Below are 19,012 nucleotides of genomic sequence, written 5' to 3'. Positions count from 1 at the left end.
AACCCGTTCGGATTGCACCTGATTATCAGTGGAGTGGTCAACGCCTATAGTCGGCTCACACAGACTAATTCAAGGGGTACGCGATGAGCAGGGCAGACAAGGCAGGGACCTTTTTATTCGGTGATCGTACGGTCAACCGCATGGGCTATGGCGCGATGCAACTGGCGGGGCCGCAGGTCTTCGGGCCGCCCAAAGACCCGGCGGCCGCCATCGCCGTGTTGCGCGAAGCCTTGGAGGCCGGGGTCAATCACATCGATACCGCCGATTTTTATGGGCCTCACGTCACCAACCAATTGATCCGCGAGGCGCTGCACCCTTACGCCGACGACCTGGTCATCGTGACCAAGGTTGGCGCGGTTCGTGGCGCCGATGCGTCATGGAACCCAGCCCAGAGCCCCGCCGAGCTGACCCGTGCGGTCCACGATAACCTGCGCAACCTCGACGTCGAGGTGCTGGATGTGGTCAATCTGCGGGTCATGGGCGATGTGCATGCGCCCGCTGAAGGATCGATTGAAGCGTCCTTTACAGCATTGGCCGAGCTGCAGCGCCAGGGCCTGATCCGCCATCTGGGCCTGAGCAACGTCACGGCGGCGCAGGTCAAGGAGGCCCAGGGAATTGCCAAGGTGGTTTGCGTGCAGAATCACTACAACCTGACCCACCGTGACGACGAACAACTCATCGCCGACCTGGGCCACCAAGGCATCGCCTACGTGCCGTTTTTCCCGCTGGGTGGGTTTACGCCGCTGCAATCGGAAACGTTGTCGAACGTTGCCGCGCGCCTGGAGGCGTCGCCGCTGTGTGTCGCGTTGGCGTGGCTGCTGCAACGTGCGCCCAACGTCCTGCTGATACCCGGCACGTCATCAGTGGCGCACCTGCGGGAAAATCTCTCGGCGAGTGAGCTGAAAATCCCATCGCCGATGCTCGCCGAGTTGGACGGGTTGGTGCAGGCAAATTAACAGGCGCGGTCCGCCTGCCTGCACCGTCGCATAAACGCCTGGCACCCACCCCGTGGCGAGGGAGCTTGCTCCCGCTCGATCGCGCAGCGATCGCAAAATTCAGGGGCTGCTACGCAGCCCAGCGGGAGCAAGCTCCCTCGCCACGAAGGACCAGGTGGATCTCAGACTTGCTGTACCAGCGTCTAGCCAGCGCTTTTATCCGTCTCGTTTCGATGGTGTTCCGGCCAGCTGTCGACGGGGCGGGCGCGGTCTTCGTTGAACATCTCGGTGAGCAACGCGTTGGCGCGTCGGTAGGCGTCGTGCCGGAACTTGAGGTCATCTTCCGGTTGGGCGACGATTTCTTCGAGCATCTGCAGATTCAAGCGGCGGAACTGATCGGCGCGCTCGCGCGCCTCGTAAGCGCCGACGCCCATCTGCATCAGCGCCCGGCGACCCAACGCCAGCGCGCTTTCGAAAGTTTCCCGCTCGGCAACCTCGACACCCATCTGCCGCAGGTTGATCAGGTGGCCCATGTCCCGCGCGCGGACGACCAGTTTCAACCTGGGGAAGTGCTCCTGGGCCAACCGGGTCAGCGTCAGGTTGTCTTGCTGATCGTCGATCGCGTTGATCAGCACCGCCGCCTGGGCCGCGCCGGCCGCATGCAAAAGGTCGAGGCGCGTGGCGTCGCCGTAGAACACTTTCACGCCGAATTTGCGCAGCGTCTCGATGTTGTCGGGGTCGTGATCCAGGACCACCACCTCGACGCCGCAGGACATCAGCAAACGCCCGGCGATCTGCCCGAAACGGCCGAAGCCGGCAATGATCACCCGCGGGTTCTGCTGGTCGACGAGGTCGGATTCCTGGCGGTCTTTCTTGCTGCCCGACTCGATTCGCTCCAACAGCAGAATGAGCAGCGGCGTCACGCACATCGACAGGGCCACCGCCAGGGTCAGGCTTTTGCCCCACTGGTCGGTCAGGATGCCCGCCAACGTCGCGGCGCCGAACACCACGAAGGCGAACTCGCTGCCCTGGCCGAGCAATACCGCCTGCCAGGAACGCTGGCCGGCGGGGACATTGAGGAAGCGGCTGACGGCCTTGATCACCAGCAGTTTGATCAGGATGAAACCCAGGGTCAGGGTGATGACTTTCAGCGGTGCGTCGATCAGCGTGCCGAAGTCGATCGACATGCCGACGCCGATGAAAAACAGCCCCAGCAGCAGGCCCTTGAACGGTTCGATGTCGCTTTCCAGGGCATGGCGGTATTCGGAACTCGCCAGCAACACGCCGGCGAGGAACGCGCCCATGGCCATCGACAGGCCGGCTTCTTCCAGCAGAAAGCCGAAGCCGAATACCAGGAACAGCGCCACGGCGCTGAAGATTTCACGCAGGCCCGAGCGCGCGGCGAAGCGCAGCAGCGGCCGTGTCACGTAGCGCCCGAGCAGCACGACGACGCTGATGGCGGCAACGATCTTGACGATCGACAACGCCAGGGCCATGCCCGAGGGGGTGTCGCCATGGGCCGAGAGCAACGGAATCATGGCGACCAGGGGAATGGCCGCGATGTCCTGGAACAGCAGGACGGCAAAACTGCTGCGGCCCACGGCGGTAGCGTTCAGGTTGCGTTCACTCATGGCTTGCATGGCGATCGCCGTGGACGACAGGCTCAGGGTCAGGCCGACCAGCAACGCCGCCGTCCAGCCCAGGCCGAGCGCCGCGCAGAACGCGGCAATGGCGGCGCCGCACGCGAGCATCTGCAGCGCGCCGCCACCGAATACCATCCGGCGCAGCGCCCAGAGGCGCTTGGGGTCGAGCTCAAGGCCGATGATGAACAGCATCAGCACGACGCCGATCTCGGCGAATTCGAGGATGGCCTTGACGTCGGTTATAAGCTTGAGCCCCCACGGGCCGATCACGCACCCGGCCAACAGATAACCCAGCACCGGGCCCAGGCCCAGCCGGACGGCAATCGGTACGATCAGTGTCGCCGAGGCCAGGTAGATGAGCATTTCGATCAGGCTGTGAGTTTCCATATCAAGCTTCCTTCCAGGCGGCCAGGCGTTCGCCATAGTGTTCGATCTGTTCACGTTGGGCCTCGGCGTCGCCGGCAAACGCACCATGCACGACCAGCGGTTCCAGCCAGCGCATATGACAGTAGAGCGCCGTGGCCTGGAGCGGCTGCGCCAGCACGGCAAAGCCGGGGTAGGCGCCCATCTGGAAATGATCGTGTTCGCCACCCGTGGTGACGGCCCACAGCAGGCTTTTGCCGTTCAGGGCCGTGGCGCCTTTGCCGTACGCCCAGCCATGGGTGAAGACTTTGTCGATCCACAATTTGAGCAGGGGCGGCATGCTGTACCAGTACATCGGGTGCTGCAGGACGACCAGCTGTGCCTGTTCGACGGCGCGCTGTTCCGCCTCGACGTCGATGTCGAAATCCGGGTAGAGATCGTAGAGCGAGCGTATGACCACGTCCGGATTGGCGCCGGCGCGCTTGAGCATCTGCTGGTTGACCCGCGACTGGTCGGGGTAGGGATGGGCATAAACGATCAGGATCATCGGGGCAATTCCAGGCGGCTGGGTCCGGGTCAAAAGGCCGGACATCCTACCGGGGAAGGCGCGCGATGTTTAGGAGATTGTTCCCGGGCGAGCCTTGCCAGCATCAATTGAGCGGCAGCGAGACCCTGGCCTCCAGGCCGCCGCCCCGGCGGTTCCTGAGCGTCAGTGTGCCGCCGTGCTCCAGCACCGTCGCCCGAGCGGCCGACAGGCCCAGGCCGACGCCACCGGTATTTTTGTTGCGTGAACCCTCGATGCGAAAGAACGGTGCGAAGACCTGCTCATGGTATTCCGGGGCAATGCCCGGGCCGCGATCCTGGATGCGGATTTCGATGCGATCGATGAAGGTCTTGAGTTGGACACCCGGTTCGCTGGCGTACTTGACCGCGTTGTCGATCAGGTTGGTCAGCGCGCGCTTGATCCCGATGGGACGGCCTACGTAGACCAGCCGCTGGGCGCCTTCGAAAGACACTTCGATGCCGCCGTCCCTGAAATCATCGACGATGGTGTGCAGCAGCTCCGCCAGGTCGAACGCGGTGGCGTGTTCGAGGCGCGCTTCGTCGCGGAAGAATTCCAGCGCGGCGTTGACCATCGCCTGCATCTCGTCGACGTCCCGGAACAAGCGCGATTGCTGATCGGCATCCTCGATGAATTCGCCGCGCAGGCGCATGCGGGTCAACGGTGCCCGCAGGTCATGGGAGATCGCCGCGAGCATCTGCGTGCGGTCCTGGACGAAATGCTTGAGCTGGGCCTGCATGGCATTGAACGCCAGGATCGCCTGGCGGATCTCGAAGGGGCCGACGACCGGGATCGGCGGCGCCCGGAAGTCCACGCCGAAGCGCCGGGCACCCTCGGCGAAGCGCTCCAGCGGGGTTGCCAGGTGCCGCGTGGCAATCAGGGCGACGATGAAGGTCGACAGCAGGATCAACGCGATGATGATCAGGTTGCGCTGCCATTCCCCCAGCCCCCAGCTGCGCGAGCCCACCGAGAAGATGACCCAGGTATGGTCAGACAGCTCGATGATCACCGCGTAGCGTCTGCTCGGGTCATCAGCGGCCGGCCAGTCGTTGGGCTCGTAGGCCTCGATCCGGGCGTCGGGCCTGTTCAGTTGCTGGCGCAGGAACGTCGAGCCTTCGCTGAACTCCGGATCCCCGATCACCGGCAGCTGCGCCTCCTCATAGCGCTGCAGCCACTGCACATTGATTCCGGGATCACTGGCGACACGGGCAATGGCGTGCCGTTGGCCGGGATCGGCCGAGTCGATGATGCGGGTGATCGCCGCGGCCTTGTCCATCAGGCCGGTTTCCATCAGGGGAGGGCGCGCCCACGCACCGGCCACCAGGCTGAACAGTTCGTTGAGGGCCAGCAGCGTCAGCATCGAGACCATGGTGGTCAGGGCGATCCAGCGCGCCACGGTGTCCCTGGGGCGAGGCATCTTCGAGGGTTTGGCGGTCATCGCTTTACCACGTGAGGGCTGAACAGGTACCCGCTGTTGCGGATGGTACGGATCATTGACGGACCCGTGACGTCGGTCTCCAATTTGCGCCGCAGGCGGCTGACCTGGACGTCGATGCTGCGGTCGAACGCGTCGAAGGTTTCGCCCCGGGCCAGGTCCAGCAATTGCTGGCGGGTGAGGACGCGGCGCGGATGTTCGGCGAAGACCAGCAGCAGTTCGAACTCGCCGGTGGACAGCGGAATCATGACCTTGTCGGGGGAGCGCAACTCGCGACGGGTGACGTCCAGTTGCCAGCCTTCGAATTCCAGCACGGGTCGGGAGATATCGCCCAGGCTGCCCCTGGCTTCGCCAGTACGCCGCAGGACGGCGCGGACCCGGGCCAGCAGTTCGCGGGCGTCGAAGGGTTTGGTCAGGTAATCGTCGGCGCCCATTTCCAGGCCGACGACGCGGTCGCTCAGTTCGCCCATGGCGGTGAGCATGATGATCCCGACCCGGTGTTCGGCCCGCAGTCGCTGGCAAAGCACCAGGCCGTTGTCGCCCGGCAGCATGACGTCGAGGATGATCAGGTCGGGCATCCGCCGCTCGACCGCTTGCCACAGCGCCACGCCGTCGGCGGCCACTTCGACGCTGTAGCCATGTTGTTCGAGGAATTTGCGCAGGAGGGCGAGGACTTCGAGGTCGTCGTCCACCAGGAGTAGATGGCTCACAGGGGTCACGTCGGGCAATGGATACAGGAGGCGATACTAGGGTCAATCCGCCGCTTGCGTCATATATTTCAATCCGGAAACAAAGCGACCGGCACGCAACATTGCGGAAATCTTCGGGCAAGAAAACCGCGGCAGGATTGCCTCGATGTCAGCCAGTGAAGTTGTGCATTGAACCCTGTGGCGAGGGAGCTTGCTCCCGCTTGAGTGCGAAGCGCTCATGGATTTTTGGGGCCGCTTCGCGACCCAGCGGGAGCAAGCTCCCTCGCCACGGGTTGGGTGTTCGGCTTTCAACTGTCAGGCACCCCTCATTCCTCGCCGAGATAATTCTGTATGCCGATCGCCAGACCCGCGCTGCTTGTTCGATCCACCGTCGTCGTTGCGCTGGCGGCGTTTGCCAGCGGTTGCAGCAGCACGCCGCCCGCAACACCGGGCAGCTGCGAGAATATGCCCTATGCCGTGCATGATCCGGCGGAACCGGTGAACCGCGGCATCTTCGCCTTCAACCGTACCGTGGACGACTATGCCCTGGCCCCCATCGCCCGTGGTTATCGCAAACTGCCGGAGATGTTCCAGAGCGGCGTGCACAACTTCGTCGCCAACTTCGGCGAGCCCAAGGTCTTCATCAACGATTTGCTGCAAGGCAACGGCGAGCGTTCGGTCACTACCCTGGGCCGTTTCGTCATCAACACCACGGTGGGCATCGTCGGGCTGATCGACGTGTCGGGCAAGATGGGCATCGCCCGTCACGAATCCGATTTCGGCCAGACTTTCGGCGTCTGGAATATCGCTCCGGGGCCGATCGTCGAGCTGCCATTGTTCGGCACTGGCAACCTCAGGGACGCGACCGGCAAGGTGGTGAGCTTCGCGGTGGACCCGTTCGGCAGCAACAGCGATACCGTCGAAACCCTGGGCACGATCAAGACCGTGGGCGGCGTCGTCGATGGCCGCGCCGAGGCGCTGCCGCTCACCGACAAATTGCAGACCCAGGCCGATTACTACGTGGCCCTGCGAGACGCGGTCGCCCAGCGGCGCGCCGATTTTGTCGCCGACGGGAAACTGGGTGCCGTCCAGGACAACCCGCAATGTCGGGAACAGGGTGCCGAGGATGAATAGCCAGGCGCTGGTGCTGCATCGGCGAGTGAAGACACTCGACCAGGGTGCGTTGCATTGCCGCGAAGTCGAGTTGCGGCTCGCCGAGGATGGCCGGCATGTGCTGCTCAGCCGCTACGTCGAATGGTACGACCCCGAACAAGCCGGCTTGTGCGCCGCCCAGCACTATCGCGTGCCGCTGGCGAGCATGATTCGGTGGATGATCAATAACGGCGAACGAGGGGAGGGCCACTGACAGCGCGTTCAATAATGGCTGTTTGCCGCCCGGGCAGCGACGAAACATTTTTACATACTCTCGATAAATTAGAGTTGTACGATGTCGTACGAAATATGGTCGACTGTGTCCGTTTCTCACAAAAAAAACAACGGAGACTCCATCCATGTCGAGCATACCTTCCGCCGAAGGGCAGGCTGCAGCCCCCGCGCAAAGCCGCTTCGTACGCCTGTTGAAGCTTCTGGGCCCGGGCATCATTGCGGTACTTTCCTGGCTGGGCGCAGGCGACCTCATCACTTCTTCCGTGGCGGGGGCCAACTACGGCTACGCCATGATGTGGGTGCTGGCGGTGTCTCTGCTGCTGCGCTATCTGATCGTCAACATCATCGCGCGCTTCCAGCTTTGCAATAACCAGGGCATGACCATCCTGCAGGGCTACGCGCAACTCAATCCGTTTTTTGCCTGGTTCCTGCTGGTGTACGCGCTGCTCATGGGGCACCTGATGAATGCCTACATGATCAAGGGTGCCGGCGAGGCCTTGGCGATGCTGCTCAAGACCGATTATCCGCTGCTCTGTTCGGTGGCGGTGGTGCTGGCGGTGTGGATGCTGGTCGGGCGCAATATCTATTCGATGATCGAAGGCGTGATGAAGGCGCTGCTGGCGATCATGACCTTGGCGTTCCTGGCCCTGGCGATGATGTCCGGCCCGGATGTCGCCGGCATCGTCAAAGGCACCATCGGCTTCAGCATTCCGCCGGATGAAGGCGTGCACGGTGCGCTGCTGGTGGCGGTCTCGGTGATCGGCGCAGTGGCGGGTTCCATCGCCAACTTCGTTCACCCCTACGTTATGCGCCAGAAAGGCTGGGTGGGTCCTGAGCACAAGCGTATCCAGCGCAACGACCTGCTGTTTGCGGTGTTCGTCGGGATCATCATCAACCTGGCGATCTGGATCGTCGGCGCGGAAATCCTGCGGCCCAACGGCATCGAAGTCAAAACCCTGGGCGACCTGGGCAAGGCCCTGGAAATCTTCTTTGGCCCAATTGGCTGGTATGTGTTCTTCATCGGTGTCTTCGCCACGCTGTTCGCCAGCATTTCCGGCAAGACCACGGCGTTCCCGATGCTCATCACCGACGCCTTCCAGCACGTGCGGCCCGAACGTCGCGAGCGCTATGGCAAAGAGTTCCACCGTGACCCGATGCACAAATGGTTCATGCTGTTCATCCTGGTGACGCCGCTGATCTGGTCGTTGCCCGGCATGCCAGACTTCGTGACCCTGACCATCGGTGTCAACGCCCTGAACATCATCGGCCTGCCGGTGATCTCCCTGGGCCTGTTGATCATGTCCAACCAGAAGTCGCTGCTGAGCAAGGAATACCGCAACAACCTGTTCGAAAACATCGCGCTGGTATTTGCCACTGGCCTGGCGTTGTGGGTCGCGTTCCAGCTGGGCGTCGATCTGTTTACCTGAGGTCTGCTCATTCACCTCTGGAGGGGCTGCTAGACTTCACGGTCCAGCCCCTTGCGGAGAATCCGGATGAACAACAAGAACAGGATCTGTCTCTGGTATGACGGCACCGCTCAGGAAGCTGCGCAGTTCTACGCGGCTACCTTTCCCGACAGTGCGGTGAACGCCATCCACTACGCGCCCGGCGACTACCCGGCGGGCCAGGAGGGCGACGTGCTCACCGTGGATTTCACGGTGATCGGCATCCCCTGTATCGGCCTGAATGGCGGGGCGATGTTCAAGCACAACGAAGCGTTTTCTTTCCAGGTGGCCACCGATGACCAGGCCGAAACCGACCGCTTGTGGAACGCAATCATCGACAATGGCGGCCAGGCGAGCGCCTGCGGATGGTGCAAGGACAAGTGGGGCGTGTCGTGGCAGATCAGTCCGCGGGTGCTGATCGAAGCGGTCACCAGTTCCGACAAAGCCGCCGCCAGGCGCGCCTTCGAGACCATGATGAACATGACCAGGATCGATATTGCGGCGATTGAGGCGGCGGTGAGGGGCTGACGGCGGCACAGCTTGCAGAGGTGTTGGATGTACCGCCGCCTTCGCGAGCAGGCTCGCTCCCACATTGGATTTGAGTGTGCCCTCGACTTTCCGACAACCCCATTCCTTGTGGGAGCGAGCCTGCTCGCGAAAGCGGCAGCAGAGCTGAAACCAAAGTCAGCTCCCGGTGGTTTCCGGCAACCGGGCAATCACCTTGATCTCGAACTGGAAACCATACAACCACGTCACGCCCACCGCCGTCAGCGTGGGGTGCGGCGCGTTGCCCCAGAACTCCGGCACGACGCTCCAGACTCGCTCGAATATCGACTGCGGATCGACCATGAAGACCGTCACGTCAACCACATCGTCAAAGCTGCAATCGGCAGCCGCCAGGATCGCCTTCAGATTGTTGAACGCACGCCGGACCTGATCCTCCAGGTGCGGCTCCGGGGAACCGTCCTCGGTGCTGCCGACCTGCCCGGAGACGAACAGGAAACCATTGGAACGAATCGCCGGCGAGTAACGGTTGCGCTCGTAGAGCGCCTGGCGGCCGGGTGGGAAAACAACGTCGCGCTGTGTCATGGGTGTCTCCATCAAATGAGCCGCAAGCGGCGGGAAATCAACGATGAAGTCACTCTAGGGGCTTGTGTCGCGGCGATAAACGAGCAACCTTGGCGATCACTGTTTGTAGAACCCAAACAATCCGAGGCACCCATGGATCGTTTCGATGCGATGCAGGCGTTCGTACGTGTCGTGGAGGCGGGCAGCTTCACCAAGGCCGCCGAGACCCTGCACATGAGCAAGACCACTGTGACCCAACTGGTGCAGCAGCTGGAGGCGCGGCTGCGCGTCAGGCTGCTCAACCGCACCACCCGCAAGGTCAATGTCACCGCGGACGGCGCGGTTTTCTACGAGCGGGCGACTCGCCTGCTGGCCGACCTGGACGATGCCGAAACCAGCCTGTCCACTGCCCAGTCGCTGCCCCGTGGACGGCTACGGGTTGACGTGCCGAGTCCGCTGGCCGCGATGATCCTGGTACCGGCATTGCCGGGTTTCTTTCAGCGATACCCGGACATCCAGATCGACTTGGGCGTCAGCGATCGCATCGTCAACATGCTCGACGAAAACGTCGATTGCGTGGTGCGCGGCGGTGAACTGACGGACCAGTCGCTGATCGCCCGGCGCGTCGGCGACCTGGCCCTGGGCGTCTTTGCGGCGCCGAGTTACCTGGCGCGCGAGGGTATCCCCCTTCATCCCCGGGAGCTGGAAGATTCCGCGCACCGCATCGTCGGTTTCCTGTGGGCGCGCACCGGCAAGGCCCTGCCTTATGCCATGCACAAGGATGACGAATACCTTCATATCAAGGGCCGCCATGTGCTTGCTGTCGACGATGGCAACGCTTACCTCGCCGCCGGCCTGGCGGGACTGGGCGTGTTATGGCTGCCCCAGTACATGTCCCGCCTCCACGAGGCGCAAGGCGCACTGGTGCCGCTGTTCGAAGGCTGGCATCTGGAGTCGATGCCGCTTTACGTGGCTTACCCGCCGAACCGGCACATCAGCGCCAAACTGCGGGTATTCATCGACTGGGTGGTGGAGCTGATGGCGCAACATGCGCCTATTATTGATCGGCCTGTGTCATGAAAATTCTCTCGAATGCAGAGGAGATCGACGATGGACCGATTCACTGGCGGTTGCCTGTGCGGCAACGTTCGCATTGAAGCTTCGGGGCGCCCATACCGGGTTGGCCTGTGCCACTGCCTGGATTGCCGCAAGCACCATGGCGCGCTGTTTTTCGCCGCCGCCGTGTTCCCCGGGGACGCGGTGACCGTCCGCGGTGAAACCCGGGATTACGCCGGACGTTTTTTCTGCCCCCACTGCGGCTCGTCCGTCTTCGCCCGCAGCGGCGACGAGGTCGAAGTCAACCTGGGCACACTGGATGCGCCCGACCAACTGATGCCCACCTACGAAAGCTGGACCGTGCGCCGCGAATCCTGGCTGCCGGCGTTTCCACTCTCACGGCGCTATGAACATGATCGCGAGGGCACGGGGCGGTTCGAGGGGTAGGGTGCGAACCAGAACCTTGGTCTCCCGGTGCGGTCCTCAAAATACGCCCTGGGAACCGAGGACATGGACATGGACCTGGCCGAGCAATACCGCAATTACATCGTCTGCCTGAATGCCCGTCGTTGGCAGGAACTGGGCAGCTTTGTTGATGACAACGTGCAATACAACGGTGAACCGGTGGGTTTGGCGGGCTATCGGGCGATGCTGGAAAACGACGTGAGGACCATTGCCGACTTGCGTTTCACTATCGACCTGCTGGTGGTCGAACCGCCGAATGTCGCGGCCCGACTGCTGTTCGATTGCTCGCCGCGCGGCCGGTTTCTCGGGCTTGAGACCGATGGCCGGCGGATTCGCTTTTCCGAGAATGTGTTCTACGCCTTCGATGGCGGAAAAATCGCTCGCGTGTGGTCGGTCATCGACAAGGCGGCGGTGGAAGCGGCGCTCCAACGCGAAAGCCCTTCCGGAGAAGGGCTTTGAACATCAAACAGTGTGGGAGCGAGCTTGCTCGCGATGACGGTGTGTCAGCTAACACATTGGCAAACTGATCCACCGCCATCGCGAGCAAGCTCGCTCCCACAGGGGGTTGTTTCACACAGCTACTCGGGTTTATTCCTTGAGGAAAGTCAGCAGGTCCTGGTTCAGGCGATCCTTGTGTGTCTCGGTCAAGCCGTGCGGCGCGCCTGGGTAGACGATCAGTCGAGCGCCCTTGATCAGCGCCGCCGAGGCTCGGCCTGAGGCATCGATGGGCACGATCTGGTCGTCGTCACCGTGGATCACCAGCGTCGGCACGTCGAACTTCTTCAAGTCACTGCGGAAATCAGTCGCCGAAAACGCCGCGATCGAGTCATAGGTGTTCTTGCTGCCGCCTTGCATGCCCTGCGCCCAGAACGACTGGATCAAGCCTTGGGATGGCTTGGCACCCTTGCGGTTGTAGCCATAGAACGGGCCGGAGGCGATGTCCAGGTACAGCTGCGAGCGGTTCTCCAGGGACGCCTTGCGCAAGCCATCGAAGACTTCGAGCGGCAAGCCGCCGGGGTTGGTGTCGGTCTTGAGCATCAGCGGCGGCACCGAGGACACCAGCACGGCTTTCTTGACTCGACCGGTGCCGTGGCGACCGATGTAACGCGCCACTTCGCCGCCGCCCGTCGAGAAACCCACCAGGGTCACGTCCTTCAGGTCCAGCGCTTCGATGACCGCCGCCAGGTCATCGGCGTAGTGGTCCATGTCGTTGCCTTCCCACGGCTGGCTGGAGCGACCATGGCCGCGACGGTCGTGGGCAATCACGCGGTAGCCCTTGGAGGCGAGGAACATCATCTGGCCTTCCCAGCTGTCGGAGTCCAGCGGCCAGCCGTGGCTGAAGGTGACGACCTGGCCGTTACGCGGGCCCCAATCCTTGTAGTAGAGCTGGACGCCATCCTTGGTGGTGATGTAGCTGGACGACTGCACCACGCTGCCGATTGCGGAAGCACTGGCACCGGCCTGCACAGGCGTCGCCGCCTCGGCGCCGAGGGTGGCCAGGGCCAGGGTTGCGACAGCCAGGGTGCGGTTGAAGGTGTTCATCGTTTCTCTCTCCATAAGGGGTGTTTGATCTGCCGGGATCGTCATCGATCGCGTTGGTGGGCAGATTAGAGAGAGCGCAGCGCAACGAGAACGGCGCTGACGTCGATAGCAACTATGGGGATTTCAGATACCTGCAGGATCTCGGAGACCTGAAGGTTCCAGATACCTGCATGATCACCGTGGCGAGGGAGCTTGCTCCCGCTGGACTGCGTAGCAGTCCCAATGGGCTGGATGCGGTTTTGCAGGTATACCGCGTGTTCGGTATTACGACGGCTGCGCCGCCGAGCGGGAGCAAGCTCCCTCGCCACAAAAGCGATTGCAGTTGCTGACGGGGATCACCCAAACGAAGGCATCGGCCCCAACGATTTGATCACCCAGGCGATCACCGCTGCGGCAATCAGCACCGCTGCCAGCAGCCCGATAAACAGCCACTTGACGACTTTCACCCACCTCGGCGTCCCGGAGCTCGGCGGGAGCGCTTCGGCCGCCGCCTGCCTCATCGACTCGGAGCAGCGTTTGCACTCACCGTTGTCAGCGAGAATAAGGGCTCCGCAGTAAACACAATTTTTCATGGTATATCCGAGGCTCGAGGACGTTCGTGCAGCGACGAAATATCGCCGCATCAGAGGCTTAGTATTTATAGACGATGCCTAGCCTGCCGAGGATTTCCAAGGCATTGACCAGGCCCAGGCCGTTCATGGGCAGGCAGGCAAATGCCTGGTATTCATCGAAATGCGTGCCGATGGCCAGCAGTTTCAACTCTCGGGTTTCCAGCTGCGCGTTGAAGTACTGCAGCAGTGCGCGCTCCCAATCGTCGGCGCGGTTGACGGCGTCAACGGTCTTGCTGTCCGGGGCAGGGATTTTAATGCCCAGTTGCTTTAACGGGGCAAGGACATTGATGGCGTAGACTCCCGAGGACGACCACTCCTTCCACTCGAACTCAGCCAGCTGCCCGGCCTCGGAAAGCGCCGATTGCACTTGCGTCCACGCCCAATTCCACTCGCCGGTAGGGGCCGGCATGTTGTCGATCAGCGTTTGCGCCTGCGCCTCGTCGAAAAGTCCATCGAACAGGTCGGCCAGCGTATCGGCCAGATCCACGGGCGGCCCGTTGCCTTGGGTGTCGAGGTCGTGGCTCAAACGCTGCCAGAGACTGCCAAGTTCTGCCCAGTCGTCATCGTCCATGTCGTCATCGATCACCTGGGCCTTGTGGCCCCGATGGTAATTGTCCAGCCGCGTCTTGCGCACCCGGACCGCGCCTTCGACGACATCCACGGCATAACTGCTGTGGTCCAGGTAGTTGGTCTGGAAAACGATGTGATCGGGAAACAGGTCATGGACCAGGCTTTCTTCCGCGTCGAAATACGTCGCGCCCTCAAGGGTGCCGTGGGCGTCGGTGATGCGCTGAAGCGCCAGCGGATCGATGGGGTTGGTGGTCATCTACTTCACACTCTTGATGTGCATGTCGATGGAAGTGGAGTCGCTTTTGTCGGTACTGGCATGGAAAAAGAAGCCGTAGTCGACCAGATAGTAATAGTGATCGAAGGGAACGGGGCGGAGGCTCGGGCGTTGTTCCTGGCAACTCATGGCCTTGGCCTGGCCGCTCAGCGCCGGGTTCAGTTGTTTGGCCGGCAATTCGCGATCGATGCGACAGTCGACGACTTTCGGCTCCGTGCCCAACGTGCCGATGATGTTGCTGGTGAGACTGCCTTGTCGGGTGAAACCCAATTGACCGCCCACCGGCATGTGTTGCCAGTCACCCCGAAAACTCAGGCTGTCGATCACTGCGGTGTTCCGAGACGCCTTGGCCTGCTCCAGGCCTGACAACGTAAGCAGGCCACGCCAGCTGATTATGCGGCCGTCGAGGTTTTCGCTTTTGTGAGTGATGCGCAGCTGGCGGGTGGCAGGGTCGCTGGACAGGAAGTATTCGGTACGTTCCGGCCGGCTTTCCTTGGGGTAGTTGACGGTGCCGGCCAGTTCCACGTAGCTCAGCGTCTTGACCGGCGTGGGCATGCCGAGTTGTTCGATACTTTTCAGCACGTCCGGGTTGATGACCGGAAGACCATCGGCCGCTAGCGGTACGCTGCGGAACGTGAATGCCGGCGCATTGACCGGAGCTGTCCGGGACTGCTGGCTGGCGCAAGCGGCCAGTGCGATGCAGGCGATGCCAAGGATAAGACGTTGCACGGGTGTCTCCAAGAAGTCCATTTGAGGGAGGCCTGACAGGGTACTGATCCTGTCACAGGCAAGGATCAGCTTTCAGGGGAAACGGTCATCTCTGGATCGGCTTCAGCCGCCTTGAGTCGGTCGGCTTTGCTGATGTAGCGGTCCTTGCTCTTCGGCGCCAGCTTGGCACTGGCCTTCTTTGCGTTGGCCTTGAGTAGCTGGTTGATCTTTTTACGGCGATTCATGTTTTCTACTCGGCTTGTCCGATTGGGAAGCGGCTGCGGTGACGTATCGTAAGTGTGAAAGGGGGCGGTGGCTAGGGTTCGGGTCCCCGCGTCGTCTTTTGTGAACGGCTGCAACTATCCCTTGAGCACCAACGACATGTCCGGGTACCTGGCGCAGAGGAAGTCGACGAAGGCGCGGACCTTCGGCGCCGCCAGGCGCCTGGATGTGTGCAAGACCCAGAGTTGTGGTTCGACGCCGGTCACGCTGCCCCACCGGACCAACTCACCGCGGGCCAGCTGGTCCCACGCGATCGATTGGGGAATGAGCGCAGCACCGCCGTCGGCGATGGCGGCGTCGCGGATCATCAGGAATGAAGAAAACCGCAGGTTGGGGATGGGCTCCAGCACCAGTTCCCCTCCATCGAGCGTCCAGTGGGTGGGCTGGAAGCCCGGCATCACGATGGCGGGAACCGGGCGGATCGCCCCGGGTTCTGGCCTGGGTATGCCTGGGGCGGCCACGACCACCAGCCGGTCCTTGGCGAAGCAACGCCCGACCAGGCTGCTGTCCGGGCTCGGATTGATCCGGATGGCGACGTCGAATTGATCCTCGACGAGGTCCACCAGCCGATCTTCCGCCACCACTTCGAGGGTGACTTGCGGGTAGGCCGCACAAAACTCGGCACCGATCCGACCCATCGCCAACTGCGAGAACAGCACCGGGGAGGCGACACGCAGGCGTCCTCGTGGCGTCGACCCTCCGTCACGCGCGGCCGCCAACGCCTCCGCAACCTCGGCCAGCGGCCCCTCGGCCCGGGCCAGCAGTGTTTCGCCGGCTTCAGTCAGCTTCAGGCCTCGCGCGCTGCGCTCGATCAGCCTCACCCCCAATTGCTCTTCGAGCTCGGAGATGCGCCGCGACAACGTCGCCTTGGACCGGCCGCTTGCTCTGCTTGCCTTTCCCAATCCCTCGCTGCTGGCGACGAGGGTGAAATCGATCAGTGCGTTCAGGTTCATCGCTGTTCCAGATTTGAGACATGGCGTCTACATATTGTGGTCTTCGTTTTGCGGATGCAACGGCTTATCTTTTTTCCAACGCGGTTCGATTCATCCACTTGCATCCACTTCTGGAGATTTACATGAGCATTCTCGTCATCGGCGCCACCGGCACCATCGGTTCACTCGTCACGCAAGGCCTCGCCGACGCGGGCGCCGAGGTAAAAGCCCTGGTGCGCCAAACCGGTAAACGCGCCATTCCGGCCGGTGTCACGGAAGTTGTCGCGGACCTCACCGACGTCCCGTCGCTGCGCGCTGCGCTGTCGTCGGTACGGACGCTGTTCCTGCTCAACGCCGTGACGCCCGATGAGGTCACCCAAGCCCTGATCACCCTGAACCTCGCCCAAGAGGCAGGCATCGAGCGCGTCGTCTACCTCTCGGTGATCCACGCCGACCGGTTCACCAACGTCCCGCATTTCACCGGCAAGCACACGGTTGAACGCATGATCGAAAGCCACGGCATCGCCGCGACGATCCTGCGCCCGGCCTACTTCATGCAGAACGAACGCATGGTCCAGCAAACGATCCAGGACTACTCGGTGTACCCGATGCCGATCGGCTCGGCGGGCGTCTCGATGATCGATGCGCGCGATATCGCCGATGTCGCTGTGGCCGAGTTGCTGCGCCGTGACAGGGCTTCTGCAGCGCTGGAGCGGATCATCCTGGACCTGGTCGGCCCGCAAGCGCTGACCGGGGCGTCGGTGGCGAAGATCTGGAGCGCCGCGCTGGGGCGCGAGATTGCCTACGGCGGTGACGATGTGGCCGCCTTCGAAGCGCAAATGGCTTCGTTCGGTCCCGCCTGGTTGGCTTATGACATGCGCCTGATGATGGCCGGCATCCAGCAGTTCGGCATGACCAGCGAAGGCGCCGGCGACCGGTTGCAGGCCATCCTCGGCCGTCCGCTGCGCAGCTATGAGGCGTTTGTTCGTGAGGCGGTTGCCGGGGAGTAAGCCGCTTGGGCAAAGGATCATTGCTGCATGCTGTGCAGCAATGATCTGCAATCCGCCGGTCTTGTTCATCTCGGGATCGCTTCTCACACTGGCTCCGTCTGGTGAAGTGATTTCCAAACAAAGGAGAAATGAACATGGCAGCTGCGATCCGCTTCAACCAATTCGGCAGCCCCGATGTATTGACGTTGCAAGCAGTGCCCGGACAGTCGCCAGGGCCGGGCGAGGTCTGGCTCGAGCAGGAAGCGATCGGGGTGAATTTTCTCGACATTACCCAGCGCAAGGGCGCGATGCCGATTCCCTTGCCTTCCGGCCTTGGGCTTGAAGGTGCAGGGCGTGTGGCGGCCGTGGGTGCCGATGTCAGTCAGGTAAAAGTGGGCGATCGCGTGGCCTACGCCACGGGCCCGATAGGCGCGTATGCGTCGGCCCGGCTTTATCCGGCGCAGCGGCTGGTCAGGATTCCCGATGCGCTGTCGTTCGATGATGCGGCGGCGCTGATGTTCAAGGGCATCACGGCGCAGTACCTGCTGAAAAGCACCTATCCCGTCGGGCCGGGCAGCACCCTTCTGCTTTACGGAGTGGCAGGCGGGCTGGGGGCGATCATGGTGCCGTGGGCCAAGCACTTGGGCGCGTTTGTGATCGGCGTGGTCTCCAGGCAGGCCAGCGTCGAAAAAGCCAAGGCATTGGGCTGCGACGAGGTTCTGGTGTTCGACGCCGACAGCCTGGCTGCGGATGTCGCACGTATCACCGGTGGGCAGAAAGTCGACGTCGTCTACGACCCGATCGGGCGGGTCTCTTTCCAGGCCTCCCTGGACAGCCTGCGACCCCGAGGCCTGCTGGTGTCGTTCGGCGCTTCATCGGGTGCGCCGGCAGCCGTGGAACTGGCGACACTCAATGCCAAAGGTTCGCTGTTCCTGACCCGTCCCTCGCTGGCCGCGCATACCGCGACTGTCGATGAATACCAGGCGCGTGCCCAGGATGTCCTGGCTGCGATCGATTCGGCTGTCATCCAGCCGCGAATCTGGGCAAGCTATGCGCTGGCTGACGCAGCATCGGCCCATGCCGATCTGGAGTCGGGGCGTTCATCGGGGGCGATCATCCTGAAACCATGAATCTTGATGTCTTGAATAACCAGCACAGCGACGAAATCGCTGCGTTCCTGGCCGTGGCCGCGCAGGGCTCATTCGTGGCGGCCGGCCGGCTGTTGCAACGGCACCCGACCATCATCTCGAAACGGCTCGCGGCGATGGAAAAGCGCCTCGGCGTGCGGCTGGTGGAGCGCTCCACCCGGCAGGTGCGGATTACCGAAGTCGGGGCCAAGCTGGAACAACGCCTGCGCTCGGCCATCGAGCTGATGGATGAAGCACAGGCGCAAGCGGCCGAGGGCGCCAGCGAAGTTCGCGGCACGTTGCGACTGGCATTGCCCGCCGCCATGGGCAGGCGTTGGCTCGGCCCGATATTGCCGGGCTTTCTCGAGGCATATCCGCATGTTTCGATCATCGCGGACTACAGCGAGCGCCTGGTCGACATCATCGATGAAGGTTTTGACGCGGCGATCCGGATTGGCGAACTGGATGACAACCGATTGATCGCCAGGAAACTGAGCGATCACCGGCGCATTCCTTTGCGCCTCACCGGCCTATCTCGAAAAACATGGCATGCCCCGGGTGCCGCAGGACCTGGCCAGCCATAACTGCCTGCGCTTCAGCGGCCTGGCGTCTTTTCCTCAATGGCGGCTTCATCGTAACAACGAACTGCAGACAGTCACGCCCAAAGGCAACCTCACCGCCAACGACAGTGAATCACTGCTGGCGGCGGCCTGTGCCGACGCCGGGATACTTGGCGCCGGCGACTGGTTGATGAGTCGTGAAATCGCCGCTGGCAGGCTCTTGCATGTGCTCCCCGATTGGCACCTGGACACCGCCGGCGGGGTTTATCTGGTCAGGCCATCGGCCAAGTTCCCCAGTGCCGTGGTGGTCGCTTTCAAGCAGTGGATCGAGGCGAAGTTCAGCCCGGCCCCGCCTTGGGCCATTTGACTA

General features: G+C 62.5%; 20 protein-coding genes and 1 pseudogene. 11 read left to right on the top strand and 10 right to left on the bottom strand.

The window, feature by feature from the left end; all coding sequences use genetic code 11:
* The first annotated feature begins 83 nt into the window (after window positions 1–83).
* Window positions 84–956: an aldo/keto reductase family oxidoreductase gene (locus PSH78_RS16405; protein ID WP_305495467.1), complete on the top strand. Its 873-nt coding sequence runs from the start codon at window positions 84–86 to the stop codon at window positions 954–956.
* Window positions 957–1,138: 182 nt separating this feature from the next.
* On the opposite strand, the gene kefC is transcribed toward PSH78_RS16405, so the two are convergent.
* The 4 genes from kefC to PSH78_RS16385 all read right to left on the bottom strand — a co-directional run bounded on the left by kefC (window position 1,139) and on the right by PSH78_RS16385 (window position 5,648).
* Window positions 1,139–2,965: a glutathione-regulated potassium-efflux system protein KefC gene (gene kefC / locus PSH78_RS16400; protein WP_305495466.1), complete on the bottom strand. Its 1,827-nt coding sequence runs from the start codon at window positions 2,963–2,965 to the stop codon at window positions 1,139–1,141.
* Window position 2,966: 1 nt separating this feature from the next.
* Entirely contained in the window at window positions 2,967–3,488 is a 522-nt protein-coding gene (gene kefF / locus PSH78_RS16395; protein ID WP_305495465.1) for a glutathione-regulated potassium-efflux system oxidoreductase KefF, read from the bottom strand.
* A 103-nt stretch (window positions 3,489–3,591) separates the two neighbouring features.
* Window positions 3,592–4,941, bottom strand: a complete 1,350-nt coding sequence (locus tag PSH78_RS16390; protein WP_305495464.1) for a cell wall metabolism sensor histidine kinase WalK — start codon at window positions 4,939–4,941, stop codon at window positions 3,592–3,594.
* On the bottom strand, window positions 4,938–5,648 hold the full coding sequence (locus tag PSH78_RS16385) for a response regulator (RefSeq protein ID WP_305495463.1): 711 nt from the start codon (window positions 5,646–5,648) through the stop codon (window positions 4,938–4,940). The genes PSH78_RS16390 and PSH78_RS16385 overlap by 4 nt, the downstream gene beginning before the upstream one ends.
* A 330-nt stretch (window positions 5,649–5,978) precedes the next feature.
* On the opposite strand from PSH78_RS16385, the gene PSH78_RS16380 reads away from it, so the two are divergent.
* The 4 genes from PSH78_RS16380 to PSH78_RS16365 all read left to right on the top strand — a co-directional run bounded on the left by PSH78_RS16380 (window position 5,979) and on the right by PSH78_RS16365 (window position 8,986).
* Window positions 5,979–6,761, top strand: a complete 783-nt coding sequence (locus PSH78_RS16380; protein WP_305495461.1) for a VacJ family lipoprotein — start codon at window positions 5,979–5,981, stop codon at window positions 6,759–6,761.
* Window positions 6,754–6,993 (top strand): hypothetical protein, encoded by a 240-nt coding sequence (locus PSH78_RS16375; protein ID WP_305495460.1) that lies wholly within the window; start codon window positions 6,754–6,756, stop codon window positions 6,991–6,993. The genes PSH78_RS16380 and PSH78_RS16375 overlap by 8 nt, the downstream gene beginning before the upstream one ends.
* A gap of 145 nt (window positions 6,994–7,138) precedes the next feature.
* Entirely contained in the window at window positions 7,139–8,440 is a 1,302-nt protein-coding gene (locus PSH78_RS16370; RefSeq protein WP_305495459.1) for an Nramp family divalent metal transporter, read from the top strand.
* A 66-nt stretch (window positions 8,441–8,506) separates the two neighbouring features.
* Window positions 8,507–8,986, top strand: coding sequence for a VOC family protein (locus PSH78_RS16365; protein WP_305495458.1), 480 nt, complete (start codon window positions 8,507–8,509; stop codon window positions 8,984–8,986).
* A gap of 156 nt (window positions 8,987–9,142) precedes the next feature.
* On the opposite strand, the gene PSH78_RS16360 is transcribed toward PSH78_RS16365, so the two are convergent.
* Window positions 9,143–9,547: a RidA family protein gene (locus tag PSH78_RS16360; RefSeq protein ID WP_305495457.1), complete on the bottom strand. Its 405-nt coding sequence runs from the start codon at window positions 9,545–9,547 to the stop codon at window positions 9,143–9,145.
* A gap of 132 nt (window positions 9,548–9,679) precedes the next feature.
* On the opposite strand from PSH78_RS16360, the gene PSH78_RS16355 reads away from it, so the two are divergent.
* The 3 genes from PSH78_RS16355 to PSH78_RS16345 all read left to right on the top strand — a co-directional run bounded on the left by PSH78_RS16355 (window position 9,680) and on the right by PSH78_RS16345 (window position 11,506).
* Window positions 9,680–10,606 carry a LysR family transcriptional regulator gene (locus tag PSH78_RS16355; RefSeq protein ID WP_305495456.1) on the top strand — a complete coding sequence of 309 codons (927 nt, stop codon included), beginning with the start codon at window positions 9,680–9,682 and terminating at the stop codon, window positions 10,604–10,606.
* A 30-nt stretch (window positions 10,607–10,636) separates the two neighbouring features.
* Window positions 10,637–11,029, top strand: a complete 393-nt coding sequence (locus PSH78_RS16350) for a GFA family protein (protein ID WP_305495455.1) — start codon at window positions 10,637–10,639, stop codon at window positions 11,027–11,029.
* A 69-nt stretch (window positions 11,030–11,098) separates the two neighbouring features.
* Window positions 11,099–11,506: an ester cyclase gene (locus PSH78_RS16345; RefSeq protein ID WP_305501297.1), complete on the top strand. Its 408-nt coding sequence runs from the start codon at window positions 11,099–11,101 to the stop codon at window positions 11,504–11,506.
* 129 nt (window positions 11,507–11,635) lie between these two features.
* Here the strand turns inward: PSH78_RS16345 and PSH78_RS16340 are convergent, their stop codons facing one another.
* From PSH78_RS16340 to PSH78_RS16320, 5 genes are all read right to left on the bottom strand, one after another.
* Window positions 11,636–12,589 (bottom strand): alpha/beta fold hydrolase, encoded by a 954-nt coding sequence (locus tag PSH78_RS16340; protein ID WP_305495454.1) that lies wholly within the window; start codon window positions 12,587–12,589, stop codon window positions 11,636–11,638.
* A 630-nt stretch (window positions 12,590–13,219) separates the two neighbouring features.
* Window positions 13,220–14,026, bottom strand: coding sequence for a hypothetical protein (locus PSH78_RS16335; protein ID WP_305495453.1), 807 nt, complete (start codon window positions 14,024–14,026; stop codon window positions 13,220–13,222).
* The gene (locus tag PSH78_RS16330; protein ID WP_305495452.1) at window positions 14,027–14,773 is read right to left on the bottom strand and encodes a hypothetical protein; all 747 of its coding nucleotides are present in this window, start codon (window positions 14,771–14,773) and stop codon (window positions 14,027–14,029) included.
* A gap of 65 nt (window positions 14,774–14,838) precedes the next feature.
* Window positions 14,839–14,997: a DUF2986 domain-containing protein gene (locus PSH78_RS16325; RefSeq protein WP_305495451.1), complete on the bottom strand. Its 159-nt coding sequence runs from the start codon at window positions 14,995–14,997 to the stop codon at window positions 14,839–14,841.
* Window positions 14,998–15,111: 114 nt separating this feature from the next.
* Window positions 15,112–15,987, bottom strand: coding sequence for a LysR family transcriptional regulator (locus PSH78_RS16320; protein ID WP_305495450.1), 876 nt, complete (start codon window positions 15,985–15,987; stop codon window positions 15,112–15,114).
* Window positions 15,988–16,109: 122 nt separating this feature from the next.
* On the opposite strand from PSH78_RS16320, the gene PSH78_RS16315 reads away from it, so the two are divergent.
* From PSH78_RS16315 to PSH78_RS16305, 3 genes and pseudogenes are all read left to right on the top strand, one after another.
* Window positions 16,110–16,976, top strand: coding sequence for an NmrA family NAD(P)-binding protein (locus PSH78_RS16315; RefSeq protein ID WP_305495449.1), 867 nt, complete (start codon window positions 16,110–16,112; stop codon window positions 16,974–16,976).
* Between the two features lie 134 nt (window positions 16,977–17,110).
* Window positions 17,111–18,085 carry a quinone oxidoreductase gene (locus PSH78_RS16310; protein WP_305495448.1) on the top strand — a complete coding sequence of 325 codons (975 nt, stop codon included), beginning with the start codon at window positions 17,111–17,113 and terminating at the stop codon, window positions 18,083–18,085.
* Window positions 18,082–19,009: pseudogene (locus PSH78_RS16305) on the top strand (LysR family transcriptional regulator). Before PSH78_RS16310 ends, PSH78_RS16305 begins: the two are co-directional and overlap by 4 nt.
* Window positions 19,010–19,012: the final 3 nt, after the last annotated feature.

This window comes from Pseudomonas sp. FP198 (assembly GCF_030687895.1).
In the GTDB taxonomy this organism is placed as follows: domain Bacteria; phylum Pseudomonadota; class Gammaproteobacteria; order Pseudomonadales; family Pseudomonadaceae; genus Aquipseudomonas.
This window is presented reverse-complemented; position numbering and strand designations above follow the sequence as displayed.

Excerpts from the sequence above, each read along its gene's own strand:
- kefC (WP_305495466.1), bottom strand. The coding sequence starts at position 2,965 with ATGGAAACTCACAGCCTGATCGAAATGCTCATCTACCTGGCCTCGGCG.
- PSH78_RS16405 (WP_305495467.1), top strand. The coding sequence starts at position 84 with ATGAGCAGGGCAGACAAGGCAGGGACCTTTTTATTCGGTGATCGTACG.
- PSH78_RS16365 (WP_305495458.1), top strand. The coding sequence starts at position 8,507 with ATGAACAACAAGAACAGGATCTGTCTCTGGTATGACGGCACCGCTCAG.
- PSH78_RS16320 (WP_305495450.1), bottom strand. The coding sequence starts at position 15,987 with ATGAACCTGAACGCACTGATCGATTTCACCCTCGTCGCCAGCAGCGAG.
- PSH78_RS16325 (WP_305495451.1), bottom strand. The coding sequence starts at position 14,997 with ATGAATCGCCGTAAAAAGATCAACCAGCTACTCAAGGCCAACGCAAAG.
- PSH78_RS16345 (WP_305501297.1), top strand. The coding sequence starts at position 11,099 with ATGGACCTGGCCGAGCAATACCGCAATTACATCGTCTGCCTGAATGCC.
- PSH78_RS16350 (WP_305495455.1), top strand. The coding sequence starts at position 10,637 with ATGGACCGATTCACTGGCGGTTGCCTGTGCGGCAACGTTCGCATTGAA.
- PSH78_RS16375 (WP_305495460.1), top strand. The coding sequence starts at position 6,754 with ATGAATAGCCAGGCGCTGGTGCTGCATCGGCGAGTGAAGACACTCGAC.
- PSH78_RS16340 (WP_305495454.1), bottom strand. The coding sequence starts at position 12,589 with ATGAACACCTTCAACCGCACCCTGGCTGTCGCAACCCTGGCCCTGGCC.
- PSH78_RS16335 (WP_305495453.1), bottom strand. The coding sequence starts at position 14,026 with ATGACCACCAACCCCATCGATCCGCTGGCGCTTCAGCGCATCACCGAC.
- kefF (WP_305495465.1), bottom strand. The coding sequence starts at position 3,488 with ATGATCCTGATCGTTTATGCCCATCCCTACCCCGACCAGTCGCGGGTC.
- PSH78_RS16315 (WP_305495449.1), top strand. The coding sequence starts at position 16,110 with ATGAGCATTCTCGTCATCGGCGCCACCGGCACCATCGGTTCACTCGTC.
- PSH78_RS16370 (WP_305495459.1), top strand. The coding sequence starts at position 7,139 with ATGTCGAGCATACCTTCCGCCGAAGGGCAGGCTGCAGCCCCCGCGCAA.
- PSH78_RS16360 (WP_305495457.1), bottom strand. The coding sequence starts at position 9,547 with ATGACACAGCGCGACGTTGTTTTCCCACCCGGCCGCCAGGCGCTCTAC.
- PSH78_RS16310 (WP_305495448.1), top strand. The coding sequence starts at position 17,111 with ATGGCAGCTGCGATCCGCTTCAACCAATTCGGCAGCCCCGATGTATTG.
- PSH78_RS16355 (WP_305495456.1), top strand. The coding sequence starts at position 9,680 with ATGGATCGTTTCGATGCGATGCAGGCGTTCGTACGTGTCGTGGAGGCG.
- PSH78_RS16390 (WP_305495464.1), bottom strand. The coding sequence starts at position 4,941 with ATGACCGCCAAACCCTCGAAGATGCCTCGCCCCAGGGACACCGTGGCG.
- PSH78_RS16380 (WP_305495461.1), top strand. The coding sequence starts at position 5,979 with ATGCCGATCGCCAGACCCGCGCTGCTTGTTCGATCCACCGTCGTCGTT.